Here is a 13,669-nt window from a genome sequence, read left to right on the forward strand (position 1 = left end):
ATGTTTCCATTCCGCCTCGTCAATCCAGACCCTTCGAAACCGTTTACCATCGGGCGCAAATCGGATAACGTTTTGCAATTCGACAACCTGATGGTTTCGAGGTATCATGCGGTTCTGAATTTTACGGACGGCAAATGGATTTTGCAAAGCTTGACCCAGAACAGCATCACGATGCTGAATGGGAAAGATGTGACGACCGCCGTTTTGAATGATGGCGACGTGATTCTCATTGGGCCAAGGCAGTTGCGAGCAACGCTCCGTGGCGCAGATTTGACGCTTTTGATTATGGAGCGCGAAACGGAAAGCGATATGCAGACCGTAACGCTCTCGACGGAATGGAGAGATATTGAAATTCCGGGAATCGGGAAAGCGAAGTGCCGCAGGATTGCGAGCCGAGATGCGCGCAGTTCTGGAAGTGCCGAGTGCCGCGAAAATCGTGCCGAGATAAAATTCGCGAAAGCGATTGTGGACGAGGGCGGCAAGCGCACACGCACGATTACAGTTGCAAGTGGTGACGCCTGTCGTTTTGAATCCGCCGTGGTCGGTTTCCGCAATAACGATTTGCTGATTGAAGCGCAAAATTCGGGCTTTGATGTTTTCGCGCAAAACGTGAACGTATTTGCAGGCAAAAAACAGCTACTGAAAGGGATTGATTTCGAACTCCCCGCAGGCGAGATTCTCGCAATTATCGGGCGTTCCGGGCAAGGAAAGTCTTCGCTTTTGAAGTTGATTCAAGGCATCAACCGTTGCGACAAGCAAAGCATTGTGCGCATTGGCGGTGTCGATTACCGCAAAAACGAGATTCGCAGGCGCATTGCAATATTGCCACAAGACCCGCCGCTCCGCCCGGAGCTGACCGTCGAGGAAACTATTCTCGACGGTGCGCGTTCGTCGATGGACGTGCGGAACTTCAAGCAAGATGCACTTGCGCGACTCGAAAAGTTCTGCGAACTTTTCGGGCTGAGCGGACGCAAGCATAACCTCGTGAAGACGCTCAGCGGCGGCGAAATGCGCCGCGTCGCGCTCGCACGCGAGCTCATGGGCAATCCGGGACTCGTGATTCTCGACGAACCGCTCTCGGGTCTTGACCCGTACAATTCGAGAATCCTTTGTACGCACCTCAAACAGCTAGCGTTCCTCGGCCATACGATCATCCTCACAACTCACAGCTACGAGGCCTTACAAATTGCAAATAAAGTTCTCGTACTGCACCAGGGCGAAGAAGCGTTCTTCGGGACCGTTCAGGCGGCCTACACGCACTTCAACACGAACGACCCGCAAACGCTCCTTACAAGCATCACGCAAAGTAAGGCCGCAGAATTTCACGAGAGCTACAAGCACGAGCAAAAAGTGTGCGATAGCAAGTATTACTTTGAACGCACCAAGCTCCCCCGCAATTTCGCCTACACCGTATGCCTCACCGCGAAGCAGTGGTTCCGCGACAAGGGCCGCATTGCCGCACTTTTTGTGCAGCCCGCGATTATCGGTTTTTTGCTTTCGCAAATATTCTCCGACCAAAGTTCTCTATGGACCGTTGCCTTTGCAATTATCCTTTGTGCAAACTGGTTTGCGCTCTCACTTTCTATCCGTGAAATAGTGCAAGAGAAAGACATTCTCCGCGACAAGTTCCGCCGAGGCGTATCCGCACTCTCGACGCTGACTGCAAAATGCACGCTCCCCATCATTTTCACGATGATGCAGACCGCCATTGTATATGCGTTTATCAGTAGTCGCATTAGCCCCACCCCCCACCTAGCGCTTATCGCCTGCGTTTTCGCCTGCATCGCCGTCCCCGCAACCACCGTCGGGCTTTTCACGAGTACGCTCGCCAAGAACACGAGCCAGGCAAATGCCTTCTTGCCGCTCCTCATCATCCCGCAAGTCGCCCTCGCAGGCGCCCTCGTACCGCTTGACCAAATGCAGCCCATTGGCCGCGCGCTTTCGAGCGTCATCTGGTCGCGCTACAACCAAGCTTCGCTCCTCAACATTTTGCTAGAACGAAAAGACGACATTTTCAACGCAGTTTTCGCCATCGCCATCGCGCTTAGTTTCTATATTGTAACAGCAATTTTACTACACAAATTAAAGAAGCCAAGATGATACGTCCAGAACAACCGCTAAATTTTCCGTACCCCTTTAACGAAAACTACGAACTATTGGGAACGCTCGGCAAAGGTGGAATGGGCTATGTCTACAAGGCTCTCGATAAAAGGCTAAACCGCGAAGTAGCCTTCAAGATTCTCGACTCGACCTCCGATGTCGAAGCTATCAAGCGTTTCTATCTCGAAGCGCAGGCCATGAAGGAACTCGACCACCAGAACATTGTTCACGTGTTCGACTTTGGACAGCAAGGGAACCAGCTTTTTATCTCGATGACTTACGTGCAAGGTATTTCACTTGCCGAAATTTTGCAGAACAAGAGCAAGCTTTCGTTCGAGGCGATTGAAGTCATCATCAAGCAAATTGCACGCGGTCTCCTTTACGCGCACAGCAAGGGCATCGTCCACCGCGACGTAAAGCCATCGAACATCATGCTCACGCGCGATAACCGCGTCTACATCATGGACTTTGGCATTTCGTACATCCAGGAGATGGAAAAGGAACGCCTCACCCGCACCGGCATGACGATGGGTACGCCCGAATACATGTCGCCCGAACAGTGCCACGGTGACGAGGTTACGCTCCAGTCCGACATTTACAGCATGGGCGTAATCCTTTACGAAATGACTTGCGGACGTTTGCCGTTCGAAGGCAGCCGCCCTGTGGAAATTGCGCTCAAGCACGTTCAGGAACCGCCTCCGGCTCCGGAACTTTTCCGCGAAGATATCCCGGATGGACTTTCGGCGCTCATCCTCAAGTGCTTAAAGAAAAAGCTGAACGAACGCTTCCACGACATGCAGGAATTCTTGGACGAATGCGACCAGGTGTTCCCGCAGCACGACACGCCTTACCAGAATTCTTCCGTCGGACGCAAGACCGGCAGCCACCGCAGCGTGCCTTCCATTGCAGAAGCAGCCAAGCGGTTCAGCAGTAACCTTTCTCCGCACAAGCTCATGTTAGTGGCATTCTCGGTACTGTTCCCGCTCATCGTGATTTTGCTCATGCTCCTCATGTTCACGCACAAGCCGCAGAATATGTTGCACGAAATCGAATGGAACGAGGTCATCGCCAACTACGAAACCAGAGCCATTGAGCCCGAGATGTCGAAGGGCTATCCGATTGCAAACTTGACCGACGGCGACCTTACCACGGCATGGCTCAACAAGATGCCACTCAAGCCACTGAACCCAGTGCTCGCCATGTACTTCGACCAGAACACGCTCATCACGAATATCGGCATTGCCGTTGGCTATCAGAAGTCTGTAGATGACGCATTTGGCGACCGTTTCCGCATTTTCAAGAAGCCGCGCACACTAACAATCGAAACAAAAGACGGGTTCAAACAACGTATCAAGCTTGAAAACATCAAAGGAATGCAGTACCCGAACATTCAAGCGGTTGAAACGACAGAACTCCGGTTCTACCTCGAAGATGTGTACGAAGCCGACAACGACGACTATGCCATTTCCGAGATTCGCCTGCTCGGAATGGAAGTGAAATAGAGACGAGAGAACGGCTCAGTGAGCCTACAGACGAAAGACGAGAGGGGATAATGCAAAAAAAGGTTGTGCAAAGAAAATGCAACCGCGCTAAAGGAAATTTTATCGAGACGCAAGCCGCGGCATTCTTGATACGCGAGGGTTATGAAGTTGTCGCCCGCAATTACGCTTACCACGGCGGAGAACTAGACATTGTCGCCCGCGATAACGAGACACTCGTATTTGTCGAAGTCAAGTCCGTCTGGAACAATCAGGAAGGGAACCCCGCCGCCCGCGTGAACGCTCTCAAGCAAAAGAAAATTTGGCAGACCGCATGCCACTTTTTGGCAACGCAAAAAGCAATCGCTCCCAAAGGCTTCGACACGCCGTGCCGTTTCGACGTTTTGAGCACCCGAGCCTACCAGGAACCGCTCCAGTTTGTGCACTTCAAAAACGCCTTCGAAAGCCACGAAGTCATCCCAATGGTTTAGTGAAGACGGTACAACAAATAAAGTAATTCACAAATCAAATGCGTTCACTTTTGTAAAAACAAATAAACAAATCAAGCACTTTCAGGATTATTCCTAATTGTACAACATTTCACTACTTTTCACCCACCCTAATTTTCTAAAATTAGAGTGTTAAACATTTTATCCCCGAGTTTTTTATGCGCCATTCGTTTGTAAAAAAAGAAAATTTGCTCACCCGCCTAACAGTCGCCTTCGGACTGTTCTTCCTGTTTTCCTGTGCAGGCAACACTCCCGATGTGAACACGATTCCATCCGCTGAAGTTTCTGGCACCACTGAAGAAACCTCTTACGACGAAGAATCCTCAGAGCTAGATTACACGTCCGAAGAAACAGTCGCGCCCAAAGCTACAGGTGGCACCATCGAAACCAGTGGCTACACGTTCACCGCACCCGATGACGGATGGACAATCATCGGAGGCGAGGACAACGCCCCCTATGAATTTTACAATCCCAAAACCGGCCGCCGCGCGGTACTTGTAGAAGTAACGCTCCCCGAAGGCGAACCGCAAAGACTCATGGATCGCGCCCAAATTGAAATGCAGTCATTTGAATCAAGCGGCAAAAAAGCGACTCTCGCAGAAACCTATCCCGAAGAAGCTTTCGGCACGACCGGCGCATTCTTTGATGTGGCTGGCAAGCGCTACGATACTCCATACGAAGCCGTCGGCATGGTCACCAGCGCCGGGAACCACATTTTCACGCTCACACTTGCAGCCACAGATACGCTGCTCCCTGCAGGCGCCCTCAAGCAGGAATGGAAAGACTTTTTTGCAACGTTCAAATTAAAGGAAGTTGTCAAGGAATCCGTAGCGGAACTTTCCGAAGAACGAGTCATGCAGCACTCCAGTACAGATCTCGGCTACTCTTGGAGTACAAGCGATACACTTTGGCACAACTGGACTGGCGTCGCCAAGCAAAACGAAGACCCGGATTTGGTACTCAGCAACAAGAAAGAAGATATTTCGCTCTTCGTATATGGCGCAATCGTCCCCAGCGAAGAAGTCGGTCAGCAGGACATGTTCAAGGTCCTTCTCAGCCGCCTTGGCATCTCGCTTAACGAGCCCAACATTGAGGTACAGCGCGTCAAAATCGGCAATCGCTATGCACAGGAATTCACACTGACTCGCGTTGTCAACAAGTTTGACTTCTATTATAAAGGCAGATTTTTCTACGACAACGGCCGAGGCATTCTCATTGCGAGCTGGACGCAAGGCATCAACAAAAAGAAATATGCAAGTGTCATGAAAAACGCAATCGAAGGCCTCAAGGTTGGAGACATGCCCAAAATGGCAAGCGACGAAGAAGCCCGTAAAAAGCAGAACAAGTTCAACGCCGCCGTTATGAGCCAGGTCGGTATTCTACGCTTGCTCGAAGACCAGCCGTTTGTTGCCCTCAGCTACTTTGAACGCGCCAACAAGATGGACCCAGAAGAACCGCTTTATCTCATCAACTGCGGTTTCGTTTACCAGATGAAGGAACTTTACGGCCCCGGCATCAGCTATTTCACAAGCCAGATGGATCTCGTGCGTAAAAACGGCAAGCTGCTCTCGATTCTTGGCGAAATGTACGAAGCCCTCTTCGACTACGGCCATGCCCGTGAATGTGCCGAAGGCGCCCTCCGTTACACGCCCAACAATCCTGAATACGTCATCAACTTGAGCGATGCGCTCTGGGGCTTGGGACAACGCCACCAGTCCCTCATTGTGGTGCAGCGTCTCTACGACACACAGCCGAGCTCCCGCCTGGGCGTTTACCTCGCCAAGACTTACATGGGTCTTGACCAGTACGCCGAAGCCGTCGATATCTTGTACGCTATCCGTGGCCGCTTTGGCATGAGCAAGGAACTTGGCGAAACCCTCATGGATGCCCTCATGTTCCTCGGTCGTTACGAAGAAGCCCGCGCCATCAGCGAAGAAACGCTCGCCAAGGCAAAGAATGATTATAAAGTCTGGACCATGCACGGCAAGATTTTGTTCTACAGCCGCAACTATCGCGATGCAGAAAAGGCTCTCACCAAGGCACTCGCCCTCCGCCCCGATAACGAAGACGCCAAGAGTTTCCTCTCTGCCACCAAGGCATACCTCGGCAAGGCCGACAACCGCACGCTCCAAAAGCCGATTACCCCGGTAGAAGAACGCACTGCAGACTTGAAGACGCTCCTCCACCCGCAGGCAAAGCAGACCGCCATAGAAGGCGACTTCCCAGCCGTGATTCATTATCAAAAGGAATCCCTCAAAGCCGAAAAGAGCGCCAACTGGGTCCGCAGCGAAGAAATGCTCCTCGAAGTTTTAGACCAGCGCGGTGCCGCCATTTATCGCGAATTTACGTTCGACTTCTTGCCGGGCTACGACCGCATTTTCTTGAACGCCCTCGAAGTCTACGACAGCAACTGGAAACTCAAGCAAAAGGCGACGCTCAACGGAGCCTACATTACATACGCTACAGAAATTGGCGGTGGTAACGAAAGCCAAACGGCCCACTTCCCGCTTTCGGAACTTGCACCGGGTGACTTTATCTACATGCAATTCAGCCGCACGAATCTTGAAAACAAGGGCATGATTCCGTACACAAATTACGAAAGCAGCCGCGATGTGCCGGTCGGAGAATCCGTGTTCCGCATTTATGCCGATACGACACGTTTTGTCACCGAAGAATACGGTCCGCTTGAAAAGTCCCCAATCAAGGGCGGCATCGAATGGAAGATTGAAAACCCGGTCATTGTCCGCAAGGAACTTTACATGCCGGTGTACCGCGACTTCGGTGCAGGCCTTATGCTCACTGGCAAGCAGGAATGGCGCGATGTCGGCGACGATTACCAGAACCTCATCAGCCACCAGTTCAAGAAAGCTGTCAAGGTTCGCGAACAGGCTTTTGAAGTGCGCGGCAACAAGATTGGCGACGAAGCTGTCAAGGCAATTATCAACTTTGTCCGTCAGGACATCCGTTACCGCGACGTGCGATTCGGCGGTCACAGCCTGATTCCGCAAACAGCAGAAGTGACACTCAAGGAACACCGCGGTGACTGCAAGGACATGGCGCTTTTGCTCAAGGACATGCTCGAAGCAATTGGCGTGAAGAGCTACCTTACCGCCATCCACCTCACAGAAGAAGGATTCTCGCACTTGCCGACCATCCAGCAGTTCAACCACATGATCCTCTACATCCCGAAGCAAGGGAAGATTAGCGAACGCTGGGTCGATGCAACCGACAAGACAGGCAATGACCGCCCGGTACCGCTCGACATGGAAGGTAAGGTCGCTCTCGTGATTGACGGAGACCAGAGCCACGTGGTCACAACTCCGATTCTCGAAGACAATCAGGAACACCAGATTGCTATTCAGCACGACTTGTTCATCGGCGCTAACGGCGAATGCGAATTCCGCGATTCCGTGCAGCTCCAAGGCAAGTTCGCCAGCGCCATCCGCAACAAGTTCTTTGGCCGCGACGTCAAGGATCAGGAAAAGCTTTTGGAACAATTCCTTGCATCCGGCGTTCCTGACGTAAGTATTGGCAACATCCGCATCGAAAACCTCGACCAGTTCAACAAGCCGCTCATCATCGTGAACACTTACCTTTCCAAAGGCTACTTTGGTCAGGGCGGTTCTGAACTCAAGGGACGCTTCCCGAACGTTTGGGAACGTAGCCTCTTCAAGCTCCCGAAGGTTGCAAAGCGCCACCACCCCATCCGCATGCCGCACGAAACGCAGTTCAGCTTCAAGCTCAACATCAAGACGGCTAGCGGCCACACGGTATCGCTCACCGAAGCAAAACCGCTCAACCGCGCCCCGGATTACGTGAGCTTCGAAAAACAGCCGAAGTCCAAGACCTCCAGCGGCATCAAGTGGACCACGTTTGCACTCTACGCCGACCCGACCGAATACGACAAGATTCGCGAAGAATGGAACTACCTGTTGAGCGAAACCAGCCCGATGATTACGGTGAAATAAGCGGCTTCGCCGCAGTAGGAAGTAGGAAGTAGACAGTAGGCAGTGGTTAGCTATTATGAAAGCATTAATTTTATCAGACATTCATGGTTCAGCCTTGGCAGCAAGGCAGGCGCTCACGTTTTTTGAAAAGTTCAACTGCGACAAGATTTTCTTGCTGGGCGATACGCTCTATCACGGTCCACGAAATCCGCTCCCGGCGGGCCACGGTCCCATGCAAGTTGTCGAAGCGCTTGTGCCGTACAAAGACCGCATTATCGCCGTCCGCGGGAACTGCGACGCCGATGTCGATTTGATGATGCTCGACTTCCCTATCGAAAACGAATACAAAGTCATTGAAGACAACGGACTGCACCTGTTCATGAGTCATGGACACATCTTTATGCCGGAATGTTTCCCGAGAGATGCGCTAAACGCCATCGAATCTACGGGAGCAGCACAATCTGCAGCACAGTCCTCATCGCAGTCCACGATTCAATCGCAAGCCGATGCTCCGCAAAAGCCGCAAATTGACGTGTATCTGTACGGCCACACGCACATCTGGATGCTCGAAAAGAACTTCCGCGATGTGCTTCTCGTGAATCCGGGTTCCACAAGCCTCCCGAAAGGCGGGAACCCGCCGACATTCGGATTCTACGAGAGCACGCCTGCGACAGCAAACGAGCCCGCCCATGCCAAATTCAGTATCCACACGCTAGAAGATGGCACGGAAATTGCGGCTGTGAGCATATAGGGAACGGCGCACCACCTGCTATTTTTTTCTTACATTTGAGCCATGGTTCTTAACATCATTTGGCTCGTTTTCTTTTTCGGTGCATTTATCGCATGCATCGTCCAGTGGCTTGCTTTTGGCGATACCGGCATTTTTAACAAGGCTATCCTCGGGGCCTTCGACATGTCCAAGACGGCATTCGAAATCGCCCTTGGCCTCACAGGCATTTTGAGCCTCTGGCTCGGCATCCTCAAAATCGGAGAAAAAGCTGGCGCCGTACAAATCCTCGCCAAAATCGTGCAACCGCTTTTTTCAAGACTCTTCCCAGAAATTCCAAAAGGCCACCCGGTCGTGGGCACAATGCTTATGAACATCAGCGCGAACATGCTCGGTCTCGACAATGCAGCAACGCCGATGGGCCTCAAGGCCATGAAGCAGCTCCAGGATTTGAACCCGAACGACGACAAGACCGTCGCGAGCGATTCGCAAATTATGTTCCTCGTCTTGAACGCAAGCGGACTTACGCTAATTCCCGTTAGCATAATGACTTACCGCGCACAGCTCGGGGCCGCAAACCCGAGCGATGTTTTCCTTCCGCTTTTGCTCTCCACATTTTTCAGCACTATTGCAGGCATTTTTGCTCTCAGCTTTTTCCAGGAAATCAAACTCAAGGATCCTGTAACCGTCATGTGGCTCGGCGGCATCAGCGCCTGCGTTATCGCCGTGATGTTCTACTTTAGTCACCTCACCGCCGAAGCTCTCGGCACCACGAGCCTTTTCATCAGCGGTCTTGTGCTGTTTGGCGTAATTGTTGCATTCCTCGGTCTTGCCTGCTATAAGAAAGTCCAGGCATACGAAGCATTTGTGGAAGGCGCCAAGGAAGGATTCAACACCGCCGTGATGATTATCCCGAACCTCGTTGCGATTCTCGTGGGTGTTGCCGTGTTCCGCGCAAGTGGAGCCATGGACCTCGTCATGAACGGCATTTCATCTTTGCTCGGCCTTATCGGTGTCGGCAACGACGTTGTCCCAGCCCTCCCCACCGCCCTTATGAAGCCCCTCAGCGGTAGCGGTGCACGCGGCATGATGATCGATGCCATGAAAAATCTTGGTCCAGACAGTTTTGCAGGTCGCCTCAGTTGCATGTTCCAGGGTGCAGCCGACACGACGTTCTACATCATCGCCGTGTATTTCGGTTCTGTAGGCGTCAAAAAGACTCGCCACGCCGTCACCTGCGCCCTCATCGCAGACGCCGTCGGCGTTATCGCGGCCATAATCATCGCTTACATATTCTTCCCGCCAATGCACTAAGCCCCACCATTCAGACGTTCTAAAATGGAATACATATAGAGCATATAAAAAAAATATTTTTTCCCTTTTATGAAAATTTTATTTACATTTAGAGCACTAATTTGGTGTAAATCGAGTGGTTATTTAAGGGGCGAAAATGGACTACGTCATTTTCAGTAGTGTATATAAGGATTTTAGGGATGCTATTTTAGACAATGTTCCAGACATATTGTCGATGATTAAGCGTATTAGCAACGCGATTCCTCCAATATGTAATATTCTTAACATTGGCTATATTAAAATCAAGCTCATCGCCCCTATTTCTATCATTGCCAAAAACGGTCTTAGCGAAGAAAGAGTTATTTACGAAGAGGCTAACGGGTACGAAACCGTTCCGTTAATCCAGACTTACAGAACAGGTGAAAATGGCATGGCAACGATTGAAATTCGCGCCAAGAAAGGCCACAAATTTACAGCCCCAGAATTGCAGGCGGCAAAACTCATCTGCGATGACCTTTTTATCATCCTTGGCAGGTCGCGCCTCATGAGCGCCATCCACTATGCAAGCCAAACGGACACAATGACCGGAGCCCCGAACACGGCCCAACTAGTCCACCACAGCATAGAACTCAAGGCAAAGAACAGATTGCAAAACTTCAGCGGTCTGTTCATCAACCTCAAAAATTACAAGTACATCAACCAGTCCAAATCGCCTGCAGTTGGCGACTTGGCGATGACAAGTTTTACACATTCGATCATGGCGATGTGCCACGACGATGAAATGATTGCAAGGCTTGGGGGGGACAACTTTTTCATCCTGGTCAAAAAAGAGAACAGGGATATGTTCATCAGGGCTTTATCCTCGGTGATTGTATCAGTGACTCCTCCACATGGCCCAAGTATATCGCTTACAATCCAAAGCCGCATAGGCGTCTACGACATTCAGCCGCAAGACTCTATGAACGAGATCATGCATTGCAGTTCAGTAGCGTTGAACGAAGCAAGGCTCCATCCCGGTAACGATATTGTGCACTTCACCCAGAAGATGCTTGAAGACGCATACCATCAAAAAGAAATATCTTCGCTTTTCCACGAAGCCCTGCGTCGCAAGGAATTTATCGTCTACTACCAGCCCAAGGTTTCAGTCAAGGAACAGAAGCTCTGCGGTTGCGAAGCGCTTGTCCGTTGGTACCGCAATGGACAGGTCATCCCGCCAAGCGAATTTTTGCCCATTCTCGAAAAAGAAGCCTCCATTTGCCTTCTCGATTTTTACGTATTCCGCAAAGTCTGCGAAGATATCCGTAATTGGCTGGACGCAGGTATTGAACCGGTCCGTGTGTCTTCGAACTTCTCTAGACACCATCTTAGCAACCCGCACTTGACTGAAGATATCCTTGCCATCATGAAGGAGTACAATATCGACAGCAAGTTCATCGAAATTGAGCTCACGGAATCTTCCAATTTTGAAGACAAAATTGCCATGCAGAAGTTCGTGAACGGACTCCGCCAGCACGGTATTTCTGTTTCTATTGACGACTTTGGTACAGGCTACTCCACATTCGCCGCCATCAAGGACTTGAACGTCAACGTCATCAAGCTCGACAAGTCGCTCCTCGACCACATCGGCGACAGCAAGTACCATGACGAAGTTGTCATCAAGAACATGGTGAACATGATCAACGAACTCCATCTCGAAGTCGTTGCAGAAGGTGTCGAAAACTCGAAGCAGCTCGATTTCTTGCAGAACGCCAAGTGCTCGATTATCCAGGGATTCATTTTCGATAAGCCGCTGACCAAGGAAGACTTTGAAAAGCGACTCTCGCAAGAAGTCACTTACACGCACATTTCCTAAAAGAACATCCAAACGGCCATCCACAAAACGATGAGCCCGAACTCGATTTCTCTAGAAATTCTAGCCATAAAACAGCAACCGAGAGCAATTTCGGCAATGGCAGCTAGACGTATCCAGGGAGCTTCTTCGCCCGCCTGGTAAAGCGAAATGATTCCGAGAAGTTCCACCCAAAGCCAAAACGTTTGTGCAAGCACCATAAAGCGCCTACGGTTTTTACGAAGACCCGTCGTAAAAACGCACAAAGCAAGCGCAAGCATGCGGAACGGATAAATGTCCATTGCGGAAATTTCACGGTTCCCGGCAAAAGCCGTATATAGACAATCCGTCGCCACAATCAATAGCATCGCAAGCGTAAAGCGAAGCATTCCACGCTTTTTCCAGAGGATCGCAGCCGAGACAAGGCACAAAAGGCAGGCCACCGCATTTGCAAACATGCTCATTTGCGACCTCCTTTACGTTTCTTCGAAAAGCCGAGATTTGCCAAAGGTTGCAGACAGACTAACAAGCAACTCACATAGGCGCCAAAAGGTCCGGCCAAATTGACCCAGTCCGAAGTTAGGTAGCCGTACACCACCGCGGCAAGCACACCACAAAGCACAGGCAAGCGCACCACCTTGAATTCCGGAGCAGAGAAAGGAGAATAATACTTTCGCCCATCGGAATCGCCGATTTCGCCATCCGAACTATCGCTTTCTTCACCCATCAAGATTTCGTTATTTTCAAAGAACCGCGAAAGCAAAAAGCGCACCCCAAAGAAAAAGGCGACAAACAGAACACTACAAGCAAGCATTAGGCTTGTATTTCCAAAAACCGCATTTGCAAAGAAATAAAAGTCATTCTGATTTACGACAAAATCACATTTGAGCAAAATTCCGAACAAAACGAAAACAACGACAAGCAGGCGCCCCCAAAGGCTTTCGCGTACAGGTTCAAAGAACAGCAGTTGCGGTACAACGCATGCTAAAGCAAAAGCGACAAAGCTCCCCTCACCCTTTACAAAAATAAGCCAAAGGAACAATAGCGACATAAACCAGCTACAAAGCAAAACGAACCGTTCCATCAAGCGATTATAATAATTCTCGAAGGAAAGAAGCGCGATGGAACTTGCAAGCCCCATGTAAAAAACACACGAAACAGCATACAGCGGAAAAAACGCTCCTTGCCAAACCGTATTTTCGACACGTGCAAAATCCAGGGCAAACTCGGAAATCACCCAGAACACCGTCGGGAGGATAATCCACGCCAACGGTCGGCGGATTTTTTCGAGTTCCTTACAAAGCACCATATTTCCGGCAGAATCCGCAGCCACAAGATGCGTTATGAAAAACAGAAGCGAAATAAAGCCTACGATGCCAATGCCATAAACATCACTATGGACATCGCTATTCACCTTGATAGAGTTTGAATAAAATAGAGAAAGAACAAATGCTACAGCTAGGCTACAAAGCGACCCGAGTTCAAGCAAAAGCGATGTTCGGCGGTGAATTTTTACCTTCATGATAAGCAGGAACGCTGAAAGCAAAACGCCTGCCTGAGACATGCCTATCCAGAAAATAAAAAGCGACCTCGGGAACTTCCAGTTGCCATCGCGGTGCAGCAACAGTTCAAAGGAACCATCCCAAAACGAGCCTCCAACCGAAAGTAGGAGCCCCATGCACAAAGCAATAAGAAATATGGTAACGACTTTGCTGTTCATAAATAGTCACTAGTTATCAGTCACTAGTTATTAGTTTAAAACTTGGCGGCTTTGCCGCAATTAATCG

9 protein-coding genes are annotated in these 13,669 nt (G+C 50.4%); 7 read left to right on the forward strand and 2 right to left on the reverse strand.

Annotated features, from left to right (window positions below; all coding sequences use genetic code 11):
* From B3A20_RS10325 to B3A20_RS10355, 7 genes are all read left to right on the forward strand, one after another.
* Positions 1-2,100 carry an ATP-binding cassette domain-containing protein gene (locus B3A20_RS10325; protein ID WP_290764401.1) on the forward strand — a complete coding sequence of 700 codons (2,100 nt, stop codon included), beginning with the start codon at positions 1-3 and terminating at the stop codon, positions 2,098-2,100.
* The gene (locus B3A20_RS10330) at positions 2,097-3,602 is read left to right on the forward strand and encodes a serine/threonine-protein kinase (protein ID WP_290764403.1); all 1,506 of its coding nucleotides are present in this window, start codon (positions 2,097-2,099) and stop codon (positions 3,600-3,602) included. The genes B3A20_RS10325 and B3A20_RS10330 overlap by 4 nt, the downstream gene beginning before the upstream one ends.
* 50 nt (positions 3,603-3,652) lie before the next feature.
* Positions 3,653-4,069: a YraN family protein gene (locus B3A20_RS10335; RefSeq protein ID WP_290764406.1), complete on the forward strand. Its 417-nt coding sequence runs from the start codon at positions 3,653-3,655 to the stop codon at positions 4,067-4,069.
* 176 nt (positions 4,070-4,245) lie between these two features.
* Positions 4,246-8,055, forward strand: coding sequence for a transglutaminase domain-containing protein (locus B3A20_RS10340; protein WP_290764409.1), 3,810 nt, complete (start codon positions 4,246-4,248; stop codon positions 8,053-8,055).
* Positions 8,056-8,110: 55 nt separating this feature from the next.
* Positions 8,111-8,785, forward strand: coding sequence for a phosphodiesterase (gene yfcE / locus B3A20_RS10345; protein WP_290764411.1), 675 nt, complete (start codon positions 8,111-8,113; stop codon positions 8,783-8,785).
* A 42-nt stretch (positions 8,786-8,827) separates the two neighbouring features.
* Complete coding sequence (locus B3A20_RS10350; RefSeq protein ID WP_290764413.1) at positions 8,828-10,075, forward strand: nucleoside recognition domain-containing protein; 1,248 nt, start codon at positions 8,828-8,830, stop codon at positions 10,073-10,075.
* A 136-nt stretch (positions 10,076-10,211) separates the two neighbouring features.
* Positions 10,212-11,906, forward strand: a complete 1,695-nt coding sequence (locus B3A20_RS10355) for a putative bifunctional diguanylate cyclase/phosphodiesterase (RefSeq protein WP_290764415.1) — start codon at positions 10,212-10,214, stop codon at positions 11,904-11,906.
* On the opposite strand, the gene B3A20_RS10360 is transcribed toward B3A20_RS10355, so the two are convergent.
* Entirely contained in the window at positions 11,903-12,346 is a 444-nt protein-coding gene (locus tag B3A20_RS10360) for a hypothetical protein (protein ID WP_290764417.1), read from the reverse strand. The two genes, B3A20_RS10355 and B3A20_RS10360, sit on opposite strands and share 4 nt — an antisense overlap.
* The gene (locus B3A20_RS10365) at positions 12,343-13,602 is read right to left on the reverse strand and encodes a hypothetical protein (protein WP_290764419.1); all 1,260 of its coding nucleotides are present in this window, start codon (positions 13,600-13,602) and stop codon (positions 12,343-12,345) included. The genes B3A20_RS10360 and B3A20_RS10365 overlap by 4 nt, the downstream gene beginning before the upstream one ends.
* Positions 13,603-13,669: the final 67 nt, after the last annotated feature.

Source organism: Fibrobacter sp. UBA4297, from assembly GCF_002394865.1.
GTDB lineage: Bacteria > Fibrobacterota > Fibrobacteria > Fibrobacterales > Fibrobacteraceae > Fibrobacter.

Coding starts and splice junctions, on each gene's coding strand:
- B3A20_RS10325 (WP_290764401.1), top strand. CDS start 1: ATGTTTCCATTCCGCCTCGTCAATCCAGACCCTTCGAAACCGTTTACC.
- B3A20_RS10330 (WP_290764403.1), top strand. CDS start 2,097: ATGATACGTCCAGAACAACCGCTAAATTTTCCGTACCCCTTTAACGAA.
- B3A20_RS10335 (WP_290764406.1), top strand. CDS start 3,653: ATGCAAAAAAAGGTTGTGCAAAGAAAATGCAACCGCGCTAAAGGAAAT.
- B3A20_RS10340 (WP_290764409.1), top strand. CDS start 4,246: ATGCGCCATTCGTTTGTAAAAAAAGAAAATTTGCTCACCCGCCTAACA.
- yfcE (WP_290764411.1), top strand. CDS start 8,111: ATGAAAGCATTAATTTTATCAGACATTCATGGTTCAGCCTTGGCAGCA.
- B3A20_RS10350 (WP_290764413.1), top strand. CDS start 8,828: ATGGTTCTTAACATCATTTGGCTCGTTTTCTTTTTCGGTGCATTTATC.
- B3A20_RS10355 (WP_290764415.1), top strand. CDS start 10,212: ATGGACTACGTCATTTTCAGTAGTGTATATAAGGATTTTAGGGATGCT.
- B3A20_RS10360 (WP_290764417.1), bottom strand. CDS start 12,346: ATGAGCATGTTTGCAAATGCGGTGGCCTGCCTTTTGTGCCTTGTCTCG.
- B3A20_RS10365 (WP_290764419.1), bottom strand. CDS start 13,602: ATGAACAGCAAAGTCGTTACCATATTTCTTATTGCTTTGTGCATGGGG.